This window comes from Stenotrophomonas sp. FR012, from assembly GCF_047520565.2.
Taxonomy (GTDB): Bacteria; Pseudomonadota; Gammaproteobacteria; order Xanthomonadales; family Xanthomonadaceae; genus Stenotrophomonas; species Stenotrophomonas sepilia.
The window spans coordinates 140,557-158,068 of sequence record NZ_JAXBQL020000001.1; the positions used below are offsets into that span (position 1 = coordinate 140,557).

The following is a 17,512-nucleotide window of genomic DNA, read 5'->3' on the forward strand; positions in this document are numbered from 1 at the left end:
GGATGGCCGCTATGAGCGACAATACTGAAAAGAAGACGCTGCGCACGGTCGAAGGCCGTGTCGTCAGCAACAAGATGGACAAGACGGTTACCGTCCTGGTTGAGCGTCAGGTCAAGCACGCGCTGTACGGCAAGTACATCAAGCGCTCGACCAAGCTGCACGCCCACGATGCCGACAACGCCTGCAAGGAAGGCGACGTCGTCCGCGTGACCGAGATTGCTCCGATGTCCAAGACCAAGAACTGGCGCGTGGTGGAAGTCATCACGCGTGCGGCTGAATAAGGAGTCTGAATCATGATCCAGATGCAGAGCTACCTTGACGTCGCGGACAATTCGGGTGCCAAGCAGGTGATGTGCTTCAAGGTGCTGGGTGGTTCCAAGCGCCGTTACGCCGGTATCGGCGACATCATCAAGGTCACCGTGAAGGATGCGATTCCGCGCGGCAAGGTCAAGAAGGGTGAAGTGTATGACGCCGTCGTGGTGCGTACCCGCAAGGGTGTGCGTCGCGCCGACGGTTCGCTGATCCGCTTCGACGGCAACGCTGCCGTCCTGCTGAACAACAAGCAGGAGCCGATCGGTACCCGTATCTTCGGGCCGGTGACCCGTGAACTTCGTTCGGAGAAGTTCATGAAGATCGTCTCGCTCGCTCCCGAAGTGCTGTGAGCGACAGGAGATAATCATGGCTAACCGTATCAAGAAGGGCGACCAGGTTGTCGTCAACGCTGGCAAGGACAAGGGCAAGCAGGGCGAAGTCGTCCGCGTCGACGGCGACCGCGTGGTCGTCGCCAACGTGAACATCGTCAAGCGCCACACCAAGCCGAACCCGCAGGCAGGTGTTGCCGGCGGCGTGGTCGAGCGCGAAGCTTCGATCCATATCTCCAACGTGAACGTGCTGAACCCGGCTTCGGGCAAGGGCGAACGCGTTGGCTTCAAGGTGCTGGAGGATGGACGCAAACTGCGTGTGTTCCGCTCCAGCGGTGAGGCGCTCGACGCCTGAGGAATGTGAAGATGACTTCCCGTCTCGAAAAGATCTACAAGGAAGAAGTGGTGCCGGCGCTGATGAAGCAGTTCGGCTACACCAATCCGATGGAAGTACCGAAGCTCGTCAAGGTCACCCTGAACATGGGTGTCGGCGAAGCTGCCACCAACAAGAAGATCCTGGAAAACGCCGTCGCGGACATGACCAAGATTTCCGGCCAGAAGCCGGTTGTCACCAAGTCGCGTATCTCGGTTGCGTCGTTCAAGATCCGTGATGGTTGGCCGATCGGCTGCAAGACCACGCTGCGTCGCCACAAGATGTACGAGTTCCTGGACCGCCTGATCAACATCTCGCTGCCGCGCGTGCGCGACTTCCGTGGTGTTTCCGGTCGTTCCTTCGACGGCCGCGGCAACTTCAACATGGGTGTGAAGGAACAGATCATCTTCCCGGAAATCGACTTCGACGCCGTCGACGCGATCCGCGGTATGGATATCGCCATCACCACCACTGCGAAGACCGACGCGGAAGCGAAGGCGCTGCTGGCAGCGTTCAAGTTCCCGTTCCGTAACTGATCTGTCGAGGAAACCGAAATGGCAAAGACCTCCATGGTCAACCGCGACATCAAGCGGGAAAAGCTGGCCAAGAAGTACGCTGAGAAGCGTGCGGCTCTGAAGAAGATCGTGTCCTCCGTGGACGCGACCTACGAAGAGAAAATCGACGCCGCAACCAAGCTGGCCAAGCTGCCGCGCGATTCGTCGCCGAGCCGCCAGCGCAACCGTTGCGAGCTGTCGGGTCGTCCGCGTGGCGTGTACAGCAAGTTCGGCCTCGGCCGCAACAAGCTGCGCGAAGCCACCATGCGTGGCGACGTCCCGGGCCTGCGCAAGGCCAGCTGGTAATCCCAGCCGGACCTGCGATCAGGAGCCCCCTCGGGGGCTTCTGAACCGGGGGAGGGAGGCGTTCAGCTTCCTTTCTGCGAAAAAACCCGAAGAGCCCGGCGCAAGTCGGGCTCTTTTGGCGTATACTCCCGCGTCTTGCCCTGCGCAAACGGGGTTGTAGGAGTGGGCCCCGGCCCGCTGCATCAAGGGACCTGGCCCGTTTCCAGGAGACAACAGATTTTCGCGAAAGCGGATATCGGTGCACTCAAAGGTACTCATATGAGCATGACTGATCCCATCGCCGACCTGCTGGTCCGCATCAAGAATGCGGCTGCGGTTGGCAAGCAGACGGTGAAAGCCCCGTCGTCCAAGATCAAGGTTGCGATCGCCCAGGTCCTGAAGGACGAGGGTTACATCACCGACCTGCGCGTGACCCAGCTGGAAAACAACAAGGCCGAGCTGGAAATCGTGCTGAAGTATTTCGAAGGCAAGCCGGTCATCGCGACCCTGAAGCGCTTCTCGCGTTCGGGCCTGCGCCAGTACCGCGGCAAGAGCGAGCTGCCGAAGGTCATGAATGGCCTGGGCATCTCCATCATTTCCACCTCCAAGGGCATCATGACTGATGCGCAGGCGCGCCAGCTGGGCGTCGGCGGCGAAGTCCTGTGCTTCGTGGCCTAAGGCGAAAGGAGTAGAACTATGTCCCGCGTAGCCAAGAAGCCCGTCACCCTGGGTAAGGTCGAACTGAACGTCCAGTCGGAAAGTGTCACCGTCAAGGGCCCGAAGGGCACCCTGTCGCTGGTCAAGCCGGCCGGTATTGCCATCAACGTCGACAGCGGCGTTGCCACCCTGAGCACCGAGAGCGCCGACCTGGTCGCGCTGACCGGTACCGTGCGCGCGATCCTGGCCAACATGGTCAAGGGCGTGTCCGAAGGCTTCGAGCGCAAGCTGGAGCTGGTCGGCGTGGGTTACCGTGCTGCCATGCAGGGCAAGGATCTGAGCCTGTCGCTCGGTTTCTCGCATCCGGTCGTGTTCGTGGCGCCGGAAGGCATCACCATTTCCACCCCGACCCAGACCGAGATCCTGGTCCAGGGCGCTGACAAGCAGGTCGTCGGTGAAGTCGCCGCCAAGATCCGTGCGTTCCGCAAGCCGGAGCCGTACAAGGGCAAGGGCGTGAAGTACTCCGACGAAGTCATCATCCGTAAGGAAGCCAAGAAGGCCTAATTAGGCGCTTCCGCTTTCAAGGAAAAAACATCATGAACAAGAACATCGCCCGCCTGCGTCGCGCCAAGTCGACCCGCGCCCACATCCGTGAGCTCGGCGTCGCCCGCCTGTCGGTGCTGCGCACCGGCCAGCACCTGTACGCCCAGGTCTTCACCGCTGACGGTTCGAAGGTGCTGGCTGCCGCCAACACCACCCAGACCGACGTCAAGGAAGGCCTGAAGAACGGCAAGAACGCCGATGCCGCTGCCAAGGTCGGCCGCATCGTTGCCGAGCGCGCCAAGGCCGCCGGCATCGAGAAGGTTGCCTTCGATCGTTCGGGCTACCGCTACCACGGCCGCATCAAGGCCCTGGCAGAAGCCGCCCGCGAAGCCGGCCTGCAGTTCTAAGGGACAAGGGCAGGGGGCCGATGGCCTCCTGCCTGCCTGCTCGCCAGCCTGAGTGAGGCTGGACGGCGCCGCTCTTCTGCAGCGGTCCACCGGAACAACGCGTCACTCCACAACCATAAGCGGCCTCGAGCCGTACATACCCAAACAACCAAGGAATCAACATGGCAGAAGAGCGTCAGCAGCGGGGTCGCGATCGCGACCGTAACCGCGAAGAGAAGATCGACGACGGCATGATCGAAAAGCTGGTCGCGGTCAACCGCGTCAGCAAGACCGTCAAGGGTGGCCGCCAGTTCACCTTCACCGCCCTGACCGTGGTCGGCGACGGCGAAGGCAAGGTCGGTTTCGGTTATGGCAAGGCCCGCGAAGTGCCGGTCGCCATCCAGAAGTCGATGGAACAGGCCCGCAAGAACCTGGTCAGCGTTGACCTGAACAACGGCACCCTGTGGCACACCATCAAGGATGGTCACGGCGCAGCCCGCGTGTTCATGCAGCCGGCTTCGGAAGGTACTGGCGTCATCGCCGGCGGTGCGATGCGCGCCGTGCTGGAAGCCGTTGGCGTGAAGAACGTGCTGGCCAAGGCCACCGGTTCGCGCAACCCGATCAATCTGGTGCGCGCCACCGTGAAGGGCCTGACTGCTGCGCAGTCGCCGGCCCGCATCGCGGCCAAGCGTGGCAAGAAGGTGGAGGAACTCAACCATGGCTAATGAGTCCAACAAGACTGTGAAGGTCCGCCTGGTGCGTGGCCTGCGTGGCACCCAGTCGCGTCACCGCCTGTCGGTGCGTGCCCTGGGCCTGAACAAGCTCAACGATGTGCGTGAACTGAAGGACAGCCCGCAGGTGCGCGGCCTGATCAACAAGGTTCAGTACCTCGTCCAGGTTGAGGAGTAATCGACCATGACTCTGCGTCTCAATGAACTGAGCCCGGCACCGGGCGCCCGCACCGAGCGCACCCGCGTCGGCCGCGGTATCGGCTCGGGCCTGGGCAAGACTGCCGGCCGCGGCCACAAGGGTTCGTTCGCCCGCAAGGGTGGCGGCAAGATCAAGGCTGGCTTCGAAGGCGGCCAGACCCCCATGCAGCGTCGTCTGCCGAAGATCGGCTTCCGTTCGCCGATCGCCAAGGACACCGCTGAAGTGCTGCTGTACGCGCTGGACAAGCTGCCGGCCGGTGAGATCGACTTCGCCGCCCTGCGTGCTGCCAAGCTGGTCCCGAGCACTGCCAAGAAGGCCAAGGTCGTCGTCAAGGGCGAAGTGACCAAGGCGTTCACCCTGAAGGGTATTGCTGCCACGGCTGGTGCCAAGGCTGCGATCGAAGCTGCCGGCGGCAGCGTAACGGAGTAAGAAAATCATGGCGCAAGCTGGCATCGGTAACCTCGCGGGCGGAATGGGCAAGTTCACTGAACTTCGCCAACGTTTGCTGTTCGTCGTCGGGGCTTTGATCGTCTATCGCATCGGCTGCTACGTGCCGGTGCCGGGCGTCAATCCCGATGCCATGCTTGCCATGATGCAACAGCAGGGCGGCGGCATCGTGGACATGTTCAACATGTTCTCGGGCGGCGCCCTGCACCGTTTCAGCATCTTTGCGCTGAACGTGATGCCGTACATCTCGGCATCGATCGTGATGCAGCTGGCCGTGCACATCTTCCCCGCCCTGAAGGCGATGCAGAAGGAAGGTGAGTCCGGCCGCCGCAAGATCACCCAGTATTCGCGCATCGGCGCCGTGCTGCTGGCAGTGGTGCAGGGCGGTTCGATCGCGCTGGCCCTGCAGGGCCAGGTTTCGCCGTCGGGCGCTCCGGTCGTGTACGCCCCCGGCATGGGCTTCGTGCTCACCGCGGTGGTCGCACTGACTGCCGGCACCATGTTCCTGATGTGGGTCGGTGAGCAGGTCACCGAACGCGGTATCGGCAACGGCGTGTCGCTGATCATCTTCGCCGGTATCGTCGCCGGTCTGCCGGGTGCGGTCATCCACACCTTCGACGCCTACCGCGACGGCAACATCCAGTTCATCCAGCTCCTGCTGATCGCCATCGTCGTACTCGCCTTCACCTTCTTCGTGGTGTTCGTGGAGCGTGGCCAGCGCCGGATCACGGTCAATTACGCGCGCCGCCAGGGCGGTCGCAACGCGTACATGAACCAGACCTCGTTCCTGCCGCTGAAGCTCAACATGGCCGGCGTCATCCCGGCGATCTTCGCCTCGAGCCTGCTGGCCTTCCCGGCCACCCTGGCCATGTGGTCCGGCCAGGCTGCCAACCAGAGCAGCTTCGGCCAGGTCCTGCAGAAGGTCGCCAATGCCCTGGGCCCGGGCGAGCCGCTGCACATGATCGTGTTCGCTGCGCTGATCACCGGTTTCGCGTTCTTCTATACCGCGCTGGTGTTCAATTCGCAGGAAACCGCCGACAACCTGAAGAAGTCGGGCGCTTTGATTCCGGGCATCCGTCCGGGCAAGGCCACCGCCGACTACATCGACGGCGTGCTGACCCGCCTGACCGCGGCCGGCTCGGCCTACCTGGTGATCGTCTGCCTGCTGCCGGAACTGATGCGCACGCAGCTGAATGCCTCGTTCTACTTCGGTGGCACGTCGCTGCTGATCGTGGTGGTGGTGGTGATGGACTTCATCGCCCAGGTGCAGGCACACCTGATGTCCCACCAGTACGAGAGCCTGCTGAAGAAGGCCAACCTGAAGGGCGGCAACCGCGGCGGTTTTGCCCGCGGCTGATAGGCCTGTTATACTTTCGTCTTCCTGACGTGATGGTCCCTCCGCTTCGCGGACTCCGGCCACACAAACGAAGGGCGGCCCCCGCAGCGGTTCCGGGTGGGGGTGTGATGAGGTGGTCCCGCGCTGGAGTAGCGCGGGCGGCCCCGGGGGAAACCCCAGGTCCAACCCCATCCGGCGCCGGAGCCTGGGCACACTCCCCAGGCCGGGTTCATGAAACCAATGGTTTCACGGGCTTCCATGTAAACCGGAACCTTGTTAGTATCGCTAGTTCACTTTTTTGATCCATCCTGCCGGATTGGCGTGCCCGAGGCGCGCTGTCGGCCATCACTCAGCTGGAGAACCGCGTCATGGCGCGTATTGCAGGCGTCAACCTGCCAGCCCAGAAGCACGTCTGGGTCGGGTTGCAAAGCATTTACGGCATCGGCCGTACCCGTTCGAAGAAGGTCTGCGAAGTCGCAGGCGTTGCTTCGACCACCAAGATCCGCGATCTGTCGGAGCCGGAAATCGAGCGCCTGCGCGCCGAAGTCGGCAAGTACATCGTGGAAGGCGATCTGCGCCGTGAGATCGGCATCGCGATCAAGCGCCTGATGGACCTGGGCTGCTACCGCGGCCTGCGTCACCGTCGTGGCCTCCCGCTGCGTGGCCAGCGCACCCGTACCAACGCCCGCACCCGCAAGGGTCCGCGCAAGGCGATCAAGAAGTAAGGGACTGAGAAATGGCTAAGCCCGCTGCTAAGACCAAGAAGAAGATCAAGCGCGTCGTCACCGACGGCGTTGCCCACGTCCACGCTTCGTTCAACAACACCATCGTCACCATCACCGACCGCCAGGGCAACGCTCTGTCGTGGGCGACCTCCGGTGGCGCTGGCTTCCGCGGTTCGCGCAAGTCGACCCCGTTCGCTGCCCAGGTGGCTGCTGAAAAGGCCGGTCGTGCTGCGCTGGACTACGGCGTGAAGTCGCTGGAAGTCCGCATCAAGGGCCCGGGTCCGGGCCGTGAGTCGGCCGTGCGTTCGCTGAACAACGTCGGCTACAAGATCACCAACATCATCGACGTGACGCCCATCCCGCACAACGGGTGCCGTCCGCCGAAGAAGCGTCGCGTCTAAAGGGAGCGATAAGAAATGGCTCGTTATATCGGTCCTACCTGTAAGCTCGCCCGCCGCGAAGGCGCCGACCTGTCCCTGAAGAGCCCGGCGCGTGCGCTGGACTCCAAGTGCAAGCTGGAGCAGAAGCCCGGCCAGCACGGCGCCACTGCCCGCAAGGGCAAGCTGTCCGACTACGCCACCCAGCTGCGTGAAAAGCAGAAGGTCAAGCGTATCTACGGCCTGCTGGAGCGTCAGTTCCGCAACTACTACAAGAAGGCCTCGACCAAGAAGGGCAACACCGGCGAGAACCTGCTGCAGCTGCTGGAAACCCGCCTGGACAACGTCGTCTACCGCATGGGCTTCGCCGTGACCCGTCCGGCTGCCCGTCAGCTGGTGTCGCACCGCGGCGTCACCGTGAATGGCAAGTCGGTCAACCTGGCTTCGTACCAGGTCAAGGCTGGCGACGCCATCGCTCTGTCCGAAAAGGCTGCCAAGCAGCTGCGCGTCCAGGAAGCCCTGACCGTCGCCGCCCAGCATGACCTGAGCCCGTCGTGGGTTGAAGTGGATTCCGGCAAGTTCACCGGCATCTTCAAGGCTGTTCCGGATCGTTCGGATCTGCCTGCGGACATCAACGAAGCGCTGATCGTCGAGCTGTATTCGAAGTAATTCACATTGGAGAGCCCCCGGCGACGGCCGGGGGTTCACTAGGAGAACCCGCAACATGACGGTTACCGCCAACCAGGTTCTGCGTCCTCGCGGTCCGCAGATCGAACGCCTTACCGACACCCGTGCAAAGGTCGTTATCGAACCTTTGGAGCGGGGTTACGGGCATACGCTGGGCAACGCCCTGCGTCGCGTGCTGCTGTCGTCCATCCCGGGCTTCGCCATCACGGAAGTCGAAATCGACGGCGTGTTGCATGAGTACACCACGGTCGAAGGTCTGCAGGAGGACGTGCTCGAAGTCCTGCTCAACCTGAAGGATGTGGCCATCCGTATGCACTCCGGCGACAGCGCCACCCTGTCCCTGTCCAAGCAGGGCCCGGGCGTTGTCACCGCTGCCGACATCAAGGTCGACCACAATGTGGAGATCCTGAACGGCGACCATGTGATCTGCCACCTGACCAAGGACACGGCAATCAACATGCGTCTGAAGATCGAACGTGGTTTCGGCTACCAGCCGGCTGCCGCGCGTCGTCGTCCGGACGAAGAAACCCGTGCCATCGGCCGCCTGGTCCTGGATGCCTCGTTCTCGCCGGTCCGCCGTGTCGCCTATGCCGTGGAAGCGGCGCGTGTCGAACAGCGCACCGACCTGGACAAGCTGGTCATCGATATCGAGACCAACGGCACCATCGATGCCGAGGAAGCCGTCCGCACCGCCGCCGACATCCTCAGCGACCAGCTGTCGGTGTTCGGTGACTTCACCCACCGCGACCGCGGTGCGGCCAAGCCGGCCAACAACGGCGTGGATCCGGTGCTGCTGCGCCCGATCGACGATCTGGAGCTGACCGTGCGTTCGGCCAACTGCCTGAAGGCTGAAAGCATCTACTACATCGGCGATCTGATCCAGAAGACCGAAGTGGAGCTGCTGAAGACCCCGAACCTGGGCAAGAAGTCGCTCACCGAGATCAAGGAAGTGCTGGCTCAGCGCGGCCTGTCGCTCGGCATGAAGCTGGAGAACTGGCCGCCGGCCGGCGTCGCCAGCCACGGCATGCTGGGCTGATATCGGTAATACCTGAAGGCTCCACCGTTCGCGGTGGGGCCTTCAACGCACCACACCATGCCACGACGAACCGCAGGTTCGCGGGCAGGTCGTCCAGGACGGGCGGCCAGGACCATCCGCAGTCCGCGCAGCAACGCCAGGATGGCGACAACGATCCGCACAGCCTCATCATTAACCAAGGAATATCACCATGCGTCACCAGAAGTCTGGCCGTAAGTTCAGCCGTACCAGCGCCCACCGCGAAGCGATGTTCAAGAACATGGCCGCCTCGCTGTTCAAGCACGAGCTGATCAAGACCACCCTGCCGAAGGCCAAGGAACTGCGCCGCGTTGCCGAGCCGCTGATCACCCTGGCCAAGGTCGACTCCGTCGCCAACCGCCGTCTGGCTTTCGCCCGCCTGCGCGACAACGAAGCCGTGGGCAACCTGTTCACCATCCTGGGCCCGCGCTACGCGAACCGTCCGGGCGGCTACCTGCGCCTGCTGAAGTGCGGCTTCCGCGCTGGCGACAACGCGCCGATGGCCTACGTCGAGCTGGTTGACCGTCCGGTCGTGGCCGAGGAAGTGGCCGAGTAATCGGACCGCTCCAATGCGACACAGCGAAAGCCCGGCCTCTGCCGGGCTTTTGCGTTTCTGCGGGATTTGACCCGCACCGTTCCGACAGGCGTCACCTGTGGCGGTTCGAATGGCATGCACTCTCGGTTACGCTTGGCGCCTGATCCATTCGAGCGTTGACGATGAATCCACTGCGCTGGCCCTTCCGCGCCCAGTTCTTCCTGGGCTTCCTGATCTGCGCCGGCCTGCTGGGCTACGCGATCTTCCTGCAGCTGAAGATGGGCCTGGAGCCGTGCCCGCTGTGCATCTTCCAGCGGCTGGCGTTCGCCGCGCTGGGCCTGCTGTTCCTGATCGGTGCACTGCACGGGCCCTCCAACCGTCCTGGCCGGGCAACCTACGGCGTGCTCGCCTTCATTGCCGCCGCGGTCGGCGTAGGCATCGCTGCGCGCCACGTCTACGTGCAGATGCTGCCACCGGAGATGGGGGCGACCTGCGGCCCGCCGCTGAGCTTCCTGCGCGAGACCATGGGGCCGCTGGAAGTGTTCCGCACGGTGCTGACCGGTACCGGCAACTGCGGCAATATCGACTGGACGTTCCTGGGCCTGACAATGCCGATGTGGTCGGGCGTGTGGTTCGTGCTGCTGGCGCTGTGGGCGCTGGTGGTGTCGCTGCGCAAGGTCAAGCGCTGAACGCAGGGTAGTGCCGGCCGCTGGCCGGCAACCGCATGAACGATGGCAGCGTTCCCGTAGATGCCGGCCAGCGGCCGGCACTACCACGGTCCGTTCTCAGAAATCCTGCTGCAGGCTCAGGTAGGCGCCACGGCGCGGCCCCCACTGCGGCGCGAACACGCCAACACCGCCGCCATCGCGCAGCTGGTAGCTGCGATCCAATGCGTTGATCACGGCCAGCTGCACATGCAGCGGATGGCCACTGTCGGCATTGAAGTCATGCCCGGCGCTGAGGTTCACCTGCAGGTAGGATGGCAGCTCGCCGCCGTTGGGCACACCCTCGATGTCCGAACGCAGGCCGCTACCGAACACGTAGTTGGCGCCGACCCGGTTGTGGCCGGCGAAGGCGTAGCTGAAGCCGCCCGATGAGGTCAGCTTCTGGTCGTGGTCGAGGTGGATCCAGTGGTTGGCCACATAGGCCAGCGCTTCTGGATCGAGGTTGTACTGGCTGGTGATGACCTGGGTGCCGATGGCCTTGTTGTACGCCGCGTTGACGTAAGCGCTGAACGGACCGTTGCTGTAGTCGGCACTGAACTCCAGGCCACGGATATGGCCGCGGCGGTAGTTGAACGTCGAATAGATGTAGGCGGCACCAAACTGGCCTTCGTCCTGCAGGCGCGCGACGCGTCGGTCATAGGCATCCAGGCCCAGGGTCAGGTGTTCGCCCACCTGCTGCGACACGCCGATGTCGTAGTAGTCGCTGCGCTCGGCCAGTGGCGTGTTGTTGCCGCCGCTGGGTTGCTGGTTGGTGGTGCCGTCGTACAGCGCGATGTCGCTGCTGGCGATCAGCTCACTGGCCGGTGGCGTGAAGTAACGCGAATAGCCGGCATGCACGGTGGTGCTGTCGCTGGCATTCCAGGCCACGCCCACGCGGGGGCTGAGCTGGCCCTCGGTGTGGCCAAAGGCCTTGTAGCGATCTCCGCGCAGGCCGTAGTTGACGGTCCAGTCGTCGCCGATCTTCCATTCATCCTGCACGTACAACGCCTGCGTGCTGGCATGGAAGGCACTGTGGTCAGGTATCAGCAGCGGCGTTGTGCTGGATTGCTGGCCGGCGTCATCGACCGGAAACACCCAGCTGCTGTTGTTCGCACGCGCGTTCTCGTAATTGCCGTACAGGCCATAGCGCAGCGTGTGGTCGCTGCCCAGCGGGGTGGAGAAATCGGCCTGCAGCGTGTTGGAGCGGTTGCTGCGCTGCACCTGCGAGGCGACGCCACTGAATACCAGATCGCCGATGACATCCGGGTTGAACGCCACATCGCTGTAGCGCTGCCCGGCTGACAGCTGGTAGGCGGTGCTGCCCAGCGCGCCCTGCAGCACCAGCATGCCGAAGCGGGTGGTCTCGCGCTGGGTTTCATCCAGCTGGCTGGAGTCGAAGGTGGTGGTGTCCAGGTAACCGAACTGCGGGGTCTGCCCGGGGTTGACCGGGATCTGGAAGCGATTGTTGGCGAAGCCGGCGAACACGCTCAGGCGCGTGTTCTCGTTGACCAGGTAGGTGAGGTCAGCGAACGCTTTGCCCTGGTGGGTGTCGTCGTGCAGCGGCTTGCGCGAGCGGGTCGGGTTCTCCAGGCCAACCTCGTTCTGGTCGTAGTTGCCAGTCAGGAACCAGCTCCATCGCCCCTGGTTGCCCCACCACGAGGCATTCGGATTGATCTTGCCGAACGAGCCTGCGGTCAGACCGGCGCTGCCGCCATTGCCGAGCTCGGCGCCATTGCGGGTGGTGATGTCGACCACTGCAGCGGTGCGCTCGCCGAACTGCGCCGGCAGCGCGCCATCCATCAGGCGGATGCTCTTGATGGTGCGGGCATCCAGTGTCTGGCCGAAGCCGGAGATCGATTCGGGCAACAGCACGCCATTGATGCGGTACTGCAGATTGGCGTGGTCGCCGCGCACGTGCACGCCGCCATAGGAATCCTGGACCACGCCCGGGGCCTGCAGCAGTACCTGGCTGAGCGGCGCGGAGGCACCCAGCGGCTGCTTCTGGATGTCCTCGGCGGTGATCTGGTACTGGCTGCTGCCGATGTCCGGCGACAGCGCGTTGCGGGCCTGGTCGAGCTGGGCGTGGACGGTGACTGCGTCCAGATCCTTGACGGAGGAAGAGGTGTCGTCGGTCGTTGCGGCGAAGGCGGGCAGGCTGGCCAAGGCCAGGGCGAAGGCAATGCCGGTAGCGAGGGGTGAGGGCTTCATGGTGAGAGAGGGGGCGGCTGGGCGTGGAAGGGGCCGGTCCATGACGTGGAAGTGTTACTCCGTAACAAATCATGCGCCTGTCCCGTGCGGCTGGCCATGCCGGATCTGGCTGCTGGCGTTGGCCTTTCCCTGCCGTTCAGGTGGCCGGGGCGGTGGGGGTGGGCCTTTGCGTCAGCGGCTGGCTCTGCGACCATGGCCGCCCCCCACCCCGGAAGTCTGCAATGAGCCTGTCCGCCGTTCCGCCCGCCTCCGATTCCGACGCGACCACCGCTGGCGCTGCCTGGTCGCCGGAGAGCTGGCGTGGCAAGACCGCGCTGCAGATGCCGACCTACCCGGACCCGGTGGCGTTGGACGCCGCTCTGCACGAGCTGAAGCGGCTGCCGCCGCTGGTCACCTCGTGGGAGATCCTGGCGTTGAAGCAGCAGCTGGCCGAGGCCCAGGAAGGCAAGCGCTTCCTGCTGCAGGGCGGCGACTGTGCCGAGAATTTCAGCGACTGCGAATCGGGCACCATTTCCAACCGATTGAAGGTGTTGCTGCAGATGAGCCTGGTGCTGGTGCACGGCCTGCGCCAGCCGGTGATCCGCGTGGGCCGCTTCGCCGGCCAGTACGCCAAGCCGCGCTCGGCCGACACCGAGACCCGCGACGGCGTGACCCTGCCCAGCTACCGCGGCGATGTGATCAACGCGCCGGCCTTCACCGAGGCAGCACGCCTGCCGGACCCGAAGCGGATGCTGCAGGCCCACGCGCATTCGGCGATGACGATGAACTTCGTGCGTGCGCTGATCGACGGCGGTTTCGCCGACCTGCACCACCCCGAATACTGGAACCTGGAGTGGGTAAGCCACTCGCCGCTGGCGGCCGAGTACCAGAAGATGGTGGCCTCGATCGGCGATGCGGTGCACTTCATGGAGACCCTGGCCGGGGCCCGCGTGCACAACCTCAACCGCATCGACTTCTACACTTCGCACGAAGCCCTGCTGCTGCCCTACGAGCAGGCGTTGACCCGCCAGGTGCCGCGCCAGCAGGGCTGGTTGAACCTGAGCACGCATTACCCGTGGATCGGCATGCGCACGGCCGCGCTCGATGGCGCGCACGTGGAGTACCTGCGTGGCGTGCGCAATCCGATTGCGATCAAGGTGGGCCCGTCGGTGACGCCGGACCAGCTGCTGCGCCTGATCGATGTGCTCAACCCACATGACGAGCCGGGCCGCCTGAGCTTCATCCATCGGATGGGCGCGACGCAGATCGCCGAGAAACTGCCGCCGCTGCTGGACGCGGTCAAGCGTGATGGTCGCCGCGTGCTGTGGGTGTGCGATGCGATGCATGGCAATACCGAAAGCACCGCCAACGGTTTCAAGACACGCCGCTTCGACAACGTGCGTGGCGAGGTGGAGATGTCGTTCGATCTGCATGCGGCCGCCGGTACGCGCCTGGGCGGTGTGCACCTGGAACTGACCGGCGAGGACGTGACCGAGTGCATCGGCGGCGCGCGCGAACTGACCGAGCGCGACCTGGAGCGTGCGTATCGTTCGACGGTGGACCCGCGGTTGAACTACGAGCAGTCGCTGGAGATCGCGATGGCGATCGTGCGCAAGCAGGAGCAAGTGCGGTAAGGATTGTTCGGCAGGGCTTGCAGCCCTGCACCTGCTACGAGCCAGAGCAACGTCAACGTCAACGTCAAAAGCGGGCTATCCGTGGGTTGGCGGGACGGTGTCGGAGTGCGGGGACGCCGCAAGTACGTCCTTGTAGGCTTGGCAGCCGCATCCATGCGGCTGACACCCCGCACCCCGACACCGCCCCACCTTCGACAGGTTCACTCGGCTGCTGGTAGGTGTCGACCTTGGTCGACACGGTAGATCCACGCCATGCGTGGATGCTTTTGGAATCCAATTCGAAATATTCGATTCCGATGGAGATTCATCCACGCATGGCGTGGATCTACTGCAGATCGCGGAGATCTGTCGTAGGCGGGGTGGGTCCGGTTGCGGGGGCGTGAGCCGCATGGATGCGGCGACCGAGCTTACATGGACGTACTTGCAGCGCCCCCCGCAACCGGACCCACCCCGCCATCCCACAGCAAACCCGCTTCTGCTTCGGCTGTTGCTGTTGAGGTTGCCGGCCAGCGGCCGGCACTACCGCAGGTGCAGGCTGCAAGCCCTGCCGACCAACACCCTTCTTACGAACGGCTGACGTGACGCTCATGTGCCATGCGCGAGGCTGTCCACTTGGCGGTTCGACTGGAGGTGACAAGGGTGCACTGGCAGAGCGCACAGGCCTACGCATGGCCGTTGGGATTGGCCGTGGTGGTGGGCGGTATCGGCGCGTGGCTGATCCTGTGGATCTATCATCGGCTGAAAGGGCGTGATCGGCGGCGCGCGCGCATCGGGCGTGTGCTCGGGCTGCCAATGGCCACCGCATGGCCGCTGCTGCTGTTGATCCCTGCATTGCAGGCCACGCCGCTGCAGGATCCCCTTCTGGGCAACCTGCAACGGGTGCTGCATATCGCACTGACCGCCTGCTTCATCTGGTTGCTGGTACGCGCAGTGGCAGCGGGTGAGCGGGCCATCCTGCGCAGCCATCCCATCGATGTCTCCGATAATCTGGAAGCGCGCCGCATCCAGACCCAGACGCGGGTACTCAGCCGCGTGCTGATGGGCGGCATCATCGTGCTGGGCACTTCGCTGGTGCTGCTGACCTTCCCCATGGTGCAGAAGATCGGCACCGCGCTGCTGGCCTCGGCGGGCCTCATCGGCCTGGTGGCCGGTATCGCCGCAAAGCCAGTGTTCGGCAACCTGATCGCTGGCCTGCAGATTGCAGTGACCCAGCCGATCCGGCTGGACGATGTGGTGATCGTCGAGGGCGAGTGGGGACGCATCGAGGAGATCGGCAGCAGCTACGTGGTGGTACGCATCTGGGACGAGCGGAGGATGGTGGTGCCGTTGACCTGGTTCATCGAGAACCCCTTCCAGAACTGGACGCGGCGTAGCGCTGACCTGCTCGGCACAGCCTTCCTGTGGCTGGATTATCGTGCCCCGATTGCGGCGATCCGTGCTGAACTGGAGCGCATCTGCCGGGGCGAAGCGTTGTGGGATGGCCGGGTCTGCGTGACCCAGGTGACCGAAACCAGCGAGCGCGCGATCCAGGTGCGCCTGCTGGTGAGTGCGCGCAGCTCCGGCGACGCGTTCGACCTGCGTTGCCTGGTACGCGAGCGCATGCTCGATTTCCTCGCGCGTGAGCATCCGCACTCGCTGCCGCAGCTGCGTGCGCGGCTGCAGCATGCTGACGAGCTGGACATGCCGCGTGGTCCACGCGCACGTACTGCAGATGTGCGTTCGCCGGGGGCTGAAGACGGTGAGGCGGCAATCGTGCCGATGGAGCCGGAACCCGAACGGTAGCGCCGGCCAGCGGCCGGCACTACCGGATCAAGGCTCGCCGGCGTCGATCAGCGTGTCGGTGCCGAAGTGCGGTGGCCGCCGCGCGCGGGTGCGCTGTTCGTAGGCGTACGCCATTTCGATCAGCTTCGGTTCGCTCCAGGCGGTGCCCATGAACAGCAGGCCGACCGGCAGGCCATCGATCTGGCCCATCGGCACGCTGAGGCTGGGATAGCCGGCGACGGCGGCGGCACTGTAGCTCTCGCCGGGGAAGTCGTCGCCTTCGCTGCGGATCGGCCACGCAACGCCGGTGGTCGGCGCGACCAGGGCGTCGAGCTGGTGGGCGGCGAGGGCCGCATCGATGCCTTCCGGGCCCGCCAACCGGCGCGCATCGCTGCGTGCGCGGATGTAGGCGGGGTCAGCCAGGCCGGCGGTGGCGTCGGCCTCTACCAGCAGTTCCTGGCCGAACAGGCCAAGCTCCTGCTTGCTGTGCGCCTGGTTGAAGGCGATCAATTCGGCCAGGCTGTGCAGGGGAGCGCGGTGGGTGCTGAAGTAACGCTCCAGCCCGGCCTTGAACTCGTACAACAGTACCTTGCGTTCGGCGTCGGCCCAGGCGCCCTGGTTGGGCAGCTCCACCGGCACCACGACGGCACCGGCCCGACGCAGCTCGGTGGCGGCGTGTTCGATCAGTGGCGGCATGCCGCGGTACTTCAGCAGCGGCGTCTGCAGCAGGCCGATGCGCTTGCCACGCAGTCCCTGCGGATCCAGCCGCGCGGTGTAGTCGTACACCGCACGGCCGGGCATGGTTGCGGTGGCCGGGTCGGCATCATCGCGGCCGGCAATTGCGGTCAGTACGGCCGCAGCGTCGGCGACGCTGCGTGTCATCGGTCCCGCAGTGTCCTGGCTGAAGGAAATCGGGATGATGCCATCGCGGCTGACCAGGCCGACGGTCGGCTTGAGGCCGACGATGCCATTGATCGCCGCAGGGCAGACGATGCTGCCGTCGGTTTCGGTGCCGATCGCCACGCTGGCCAGGTTGGCGGCCACCGCTACCGCGCTGCCGCTGCTGGAGCCGCAAGGCGAGTGGCTGAGGCGATAGGGATTGCGGGTCTGGCCACCGCGCGCGCTCCAGCCGGACACCGAATCGTTGCCGCGGAAATTGGCCCATTCGCTGAGATTGGTCTTGCCCAGCACCACGGCCCCGGCCTCGCGCAGGCGCCGCACCAGATACGCATCGTCAGGGCGGAACCCCTGCAGGGCCAGCGAGCCGGCACTGGTGGCCATCGGTGCGGCGTTGATGTTGTCCTTCAGCAGTACCGGGATGCCATGGAGCGGTCCGCGCAGGTGCCCATCGCGGCGCTCGCGGTCACGTTCGGCGGCTTCCTTCAGGGCATCGGGGTTGAGCTCGATCACCGCGCGCAGGCGGGGGCCGGCCCGATCCAGGGCGGCGATCCGCTGCAGGTAGGCCTGGACCAGGGTGGCGCTGTCCAGCTCGCCGGCGGTCATCTGCGCCTGCAGGTCGGTGACATCGGTTTCGGCGTACGGGAAGGGCACGTTGCGGCTCGCGGGTTCGGCCGCATGCGCGCTGGGCGTGGCCGGGCTGCAGCCAGCCGAAAGCAGCACAGGCAGCGTGGCAAGCAGGCAGGTCAGCAGAGGCGGCAAGGACGGGCGCATGGGGCGGCTTGGTCGGCTCCAATCC

The 17,512-nt window shown here is 64.6% G+C and carries 22 protein-coding genes; 20 read left to right on the forward strand and 2 right to left on the reverse strand.

The features are described from left to right. Positions 1 to 11 precede the first annotated feature (11 nt). The 18 genes from rpsQ (at position 12) to ACM0O9_RS00740 (ending at position 10,219) form a co-directional block, all read left to right on the forward strand. Entirely contained in the window at positions 12 to 281 is a 270-nt protein-coding gene (rpsQ, locus tag ACM0O9_RS00655) for a 30S ribosomal protein S17 (RefSeq protein ID WP_004154489.1), read from the forward strand. 12 nt (positions 282 to 293) lie between these two features. After that, positions 294 to 662 (forward strand): 50S ribosomal protein L14, encoded by a 369-nt coding sequence (gene rplN, locus ACM0O9_RS00660; protein WP_010483978.1) that lies wholly within the window; start codon positions 294 to 296, stop codon positions 660 to 662. 16 nt (positions 663 to 678) lie between these two features. Further along, entirely contained in the window at positions 679 to 996 is a 318-nt protein-coding gene (gene rplX, locus ACM0O9_RS00665; RefSeq protein ID WP_004154490.1) for a 50S ribosomal protein L24, read from the forward strand. Positions 997 to 1,007: 11 nt separating this feature from the next. After that, on the forward strand, positions 1,008 to 1,550 hold the full coding sequence (gene rplE, locus ACM0O9_RS00670; protein WP_005415416.1) for a 50S ribosomal protein L5: 543 nt from the start codon (positions 1,008 to 1,010) through the stop codon (positions 1,548 to 1,550). A gap of 18 nt (positions 1,551 to 1,568) precedes the next feature. Further along, positions 1,569 to 1,874 carry a 30S ribosomal protein S14 gene (gene rpsN, locus ACM0O9_RS00675; RefSeq protein ID WP_005408209.1) on the forward strand — a complete coding sequence of 102 codons (306 nt, stop codon included), beginning with the start codon at positions 1,569 to 1,571 and terminating at the stop codon, positions 1,872 to 1,874. 258 nt (positions 1,875 to 2,132) lie between these two features. Beyond that, entirely contained in the window at positions 2,133 to 2,531 is a 399-nt protein-coding gene (gene rpsH / locus ACM0O9_RS00680) for a 30S ribosomal protein S8 (protein ID WP_005415417.1), read from the forward strand. A gap of 18 nt (positions 2,532 to 2,549) precedes the next feature. After that, on the forward strand, positions 2,550 to 3,074 hold the full coding sequence (gene rplF / locus ACM0O9_RS00685) for a 50S ribosomal protein L6 (protein WP_005415418.1): 525 nt from the start codon (positions 2,550 to 2,552) through the stop codon (positions 3,072 to 3,074). Positions 3,075 to 3,106: 32 nt separating this feature from the next. Next, a complete protein-coding gene (gene rplR / locus ACM0O9_RS00690) occupies positions 3,107 to 3,460 on the forward strand; it encodes a 50S ribosomal protein L18 (protein WP_004154495.1) in 354 nt (117 codons plus the stop codon). A gap of 161 nt (positions 3,461 to 3,621) precedes the next feature. Further along, a complete protein-coding gene (rpsE, locus tag ACM0O9_RS00695) occupies positions 3,622 to 4,164 on the forward strand; it encodes a 30S ribosomal protein S5 (protein WP_005415419.1) in 543 nt (180 codons plus the stop codon). Continuing rightward, positions 4,157 to 4,348, forward strand: a complete 192-nt coding sequence (gene rpmD, locus ACM0O9_RS00700; RefSeq protein ID WP_005408214.1) for a 50S ribosomal protein L30 — start codon at positions 4,157 to 4,159, stop codon at positions 4,346 to 4,348. Before rpsE ends, rpmD begins: the two co-directional genes overlap by 8 nt. 6 nt (positions 4,349 to 4,354) lie before the next feature. After that, entirely contained in the window at positions 4,355 to 4,798 is a 444-nt protein-coding gene (rplO, locus tag ACM0O9_RS00705) for a 50S ribosomal protein L15 (RefSeq protein ID WP_004154498.1), read from the forward strand. 7 nt (positions 4,799 to 4,805) lie between these two features. After that, positions 4,806 to 6,173 (forward strand): preprotein translocase subunit SecY, encoded by a 1,368-nt coding sequence (gene secY / locus ACM0O9_RS00710; RefSeq protein ID WP_005415420.1) that lies wholly within the window; start codon positions 4,806 to 4,808, stop codon positions 6,171 to 6,173. A 347-nt stretch (positions 6,174 to 6,520) separates the two neighbouring features. Then, entirely contained in the window at positions 6,521 to 6,877 is a 357-nt protein-coding gene (rpsM, locus tag ACM0O9_RS00715; protein ID WP_004154500.1) for a 30S ribosomal protein S13, read from the forward strand. A gap of 11 nt (positions 6,878 to 6,888) precedes the next feature. Then, complete coding sequence (rpsK, locus tag ACM0O9_RS00720) at positions 6,889 to 7,278, forward strand: 30S ribosomal protein S11 (RefSeq protein WP_004145443.1); 390 nt, start codon at positions 6,889 to 6,891, stop codon at positions 7,276 to 7,278. A 15-nt stretch (positions 7,279 to 7,293) separates the two neighbouring features. Further along, positions 7,294 to 7,923 (forward strand): 30S ribosomal protein S4, encoded by a 630-nt coding sequence (rpsD, locus tag ACM0O9_RS00725; RefSeq protein WP_004145446.1) that lies wholly within the window; start codon positions 7,294 to 7,296, stop codon positions 7,921 to 7,923. A 55-nt stretch (positions 7,924 to 7,978) separates the two neighbouring features. Next, positions 7,979 to 8,977 carry a DNA-directed RNA polymerase subunit alpha gene (locus tag ACM0O9_RS00730; protein ID WP_005408216.1) on the forward strand — a complete coding sequence of 333 codons (999 nt, stop codon included), beginning with the start codon at positions 7,979 to 7,981 and terminating at the stop codon, positions 8,975 to 8,977. Positions 8,978 to 9,167: 190 nt separating this feature from the next. Next, positions 9,168 to 9,551 carry a 50S ribosomal protein L17 gene (rplQ, locus tag ACM0O9_RS00735; protein ID WP_005408217.1) on the forward strand — a complete coding sequence of 128 codons (384 nt, stop codon included), beginning with the start codon at positions 9,168 to 9,170 and terminating at the stop codon, positions 9,549 to 9,551. A gap of 161 nt (positions 9,552 to 9,712) precedes the next feature. Further along, positions 9,713 to 10,219 (forward strand): disulfide bond formation protein B, encoded by a 507-nt coding sequence (locus tag ACM0O9_RS00740; protein ID WP_005415421.1) that lies wholly within the window; start codon positions 9,713 to 9,715, stop codon positions 10,217 to 10,219. A gap of 96 nt (positions 10,220 to 10,315) precedes the next feature. Here ACM0O9_RS00740 and ACM0O9_RS00745 read toward each other — a convergent pair whose 3' ends face one another. Beyond that, entirely contained in the window at positions 10,316 to 12,442 is a 2,127-nt protein-coding gene (locus ACM0O9_RS00745) for a TonB-dependent receptor (protein ID WP_235649453.1), read from the reverse strand. 221 nt (positions 12,443 to 12,663) lie between these two features. On the opposite strand from ACM0O9_RS00745, the gene ACM0O9_RS00750 reads away from it, so the two are divergent. Together ACM0O9_RS00750 and ACM0O9_RS00755 are read left to right on the forward strand one after the other, a co-directional pair. Next, positions 12,664 to 14,055, forward strand: coding sequence for a class II 3-deoxy-7-phosphoheptulonate synthase (locus ACM0O9_RS00750; protein ID WP_053500150.1), 1,392 nt, complete (start codon positions 12,664 to 12,666; stop codon positions 14,053 to 14,055). 594 nt (positions 14,056 to 14,649) lie between these two features. Continuing rightward, on the forward strand, positions 14,650 to 15,837 hold the full coding sequence (locus tag ACM0O9_RS00755; protein WP_216653255.1) for a mechanosensitive ion channel family protein: 1,188 nt from the start codon (positions 14,650 to 14,652) through the stop codon (positions 15,835 to 15,837). Positions 15,838 to 15,864: 27 nt separating this feature from the next. Here the strand turns inward: ACM0O9_RS00755 and ACM0O9_RS00760 are convergent, their stop codons facing one another. Then, a complete protein-coding gene (locus ACM0O9_RS00760; RefSeq protein WP_069138926.1) occupies positions 15,865 to 17,487 on the reverse strand; it encodes an amidase in 1,623 nt (540 codons plus the stop codon). Positions 17,488 to 17,512: the final 25 nt, after the last annotated feature.

What these genes read in the sequence shown, in the direction of transcription:
- rpsQ (WP_004154489.1), top strand. Translation starts at nt 12, where the DNA reads ATGAGCGACAATACTGAAAAGAAGACGCTGCGCACGGTCGAAGGCCGT.
- rplN (WP_010483978.1), top strand. Translation starts at nt 294, where the DNA reads ATGATCCAGATGCAGAGCTACCTTGACGTCGCGGACAATTCGGGTGCC.
- rplX (WP_004154490.1), top strand. Translation starts at nt 679, where the DNA reads ATGGCTAACCGTATCAAGAAGGGCGACCAGGTTGTCGTCAACGCTGGC.
- rplE (WP_005415416.1), top strand. Translation starts at nt 1,008, where the DNA reads ATGACTTCCCGTCTCGAAAAGATCTACAAGGAAGAAGTGGTGCCGGCG.
- rpsN (WP_005408209.1), top strand. Translation starts at nt 1,569, where the DNA reads ATGGCAAAGACCTCCATGGTCAACCGCGACATCAAGCGGGAAAAGCTG.
- rpsH (WP_005415417.1), top strand. Translation starts at nt 2,133, where the DNA reads ATGAGCATGACTGATCCCATCGCCGACCTGCTGGTCCGCATCAAGAAT.
- rplF (WP_005415418.1), top strand. Translation starts at nt 2,550, where the DNA reads ATGTCCCGCGTAGCCAAGAAGCCCGTCACCCTGGGTAAGGTCGAACTG.
- rplR (WP_004154495.1), top strand. Translation starts at nt 3,107, where the DNA reads ATGAACAAGAACATCGCCCGCCTGCGTCGCGCCAAGTCGACCCGCGCC.
- rpsE (WP_005415419.1), top strand. Translation starts at nt 3,622, where the DNA reads ATGGCAGAAGAGCGTCAGCAGCGGGGTCGCGATCGCGACCGTAACCGC.
- rpmD (WP_005408214.1), top strand. Translation starts at nt 4,157, where the DNA reads ATGGCTAATGAGTCCAACAAGACTGTGAAGGTCCGCCTGGTGCGTGGC.
- rplO (WP_004154498.1), top strand. Translation starts at nt 4,355, where the DNA reads ATGACTCTGCGTCTCAATGAACTGAGCCCGGCACCGGGCGCCCGCACC.
- secY (WP_005415420.1), top strand. Translation starts at nt 4,806, where the DNA reads ATGGCGCAAGCTGGCATCGGTAACCTCGCGGGCGGAATGGGCAAGTTC.
- rpsM (WP_004154500.1), top strand. Translation starts at nt 6,521, where the DNA reads ATGGCGCGTATTGCAGGCGTCAACCTGCCAGCCCAGAAGCACGTCTGG.
- rpsK (WP_004145443.1), top strand. Translation starts at nt 6,889, where the DNA reads ATGGCTAAGCCCGCTGCTAAGACCAAGAAGAAGATCAAGCGCGTCGTC.
- rpsD (WP_004145446.1), top strand. Translation starts at nt 7,294, where the DNA reads ATGGCTCGTTATATCGGTCCTACCTGTAAGCTCGCCCGCCGCGAAGGC.
- ACM0O9_RS00730 (WP_005408216.1), top strand. Translation starts at nt 7,979, where the DNA reads ATGACGGTTACCGCCAACCAGGTTCTGCGTCCTCGCGGTCCGCAGATC.
- rplQ (WP_005408217.1), top strand. Translation starts at nt 9,168, where the DNA reads ATGCGTCACCAGAAGTCTGGCCGTAAGTTCAGCCGTACCAGCGCCCAC.
- ACM0O9_RS00740 (WP_005415421.1), top strand. Translation starts at nt 9,713, where the DNA reads ATGAATCCACTGCGCTGGCCCTTCCGCGCCCAGTTCTTCCTGGGCTTC.
- ACM0O9_RS00745 (WP_235649453.1), bottom strand. Translation starts at nt 12,442, where the DNA reads ATGAAGCCCTCACCCCTCGCTACCGGCATTGCCTTCGCCCTGGCCTTG.
- ACM0O9_RS00750 (WP_053500150.1), top strand. Translation starts at nt 12,664, where the DNA reads ATGAGCCTGTCCGCCGTTCCGCCCGCCTCCGATTCCGACGCGACCACC.
- ACM0O9_RS00755 (WP_216653255.1), top strand. Translation starts at nt 14,650, where the DNA reads ATGCGCGAGGCTGTCCACTTGGCGGTTCGACTGGAGGTGACAAGGGTG.
- ACM0O9_RS00760 (WP_069138926.1), bottom strand. Translation starts at nt 17,487, where the DNA reads ATGCGCCCGTCCTTGCCGCCTCTGCTGACCTGCCTGCTTGCCACGCTG.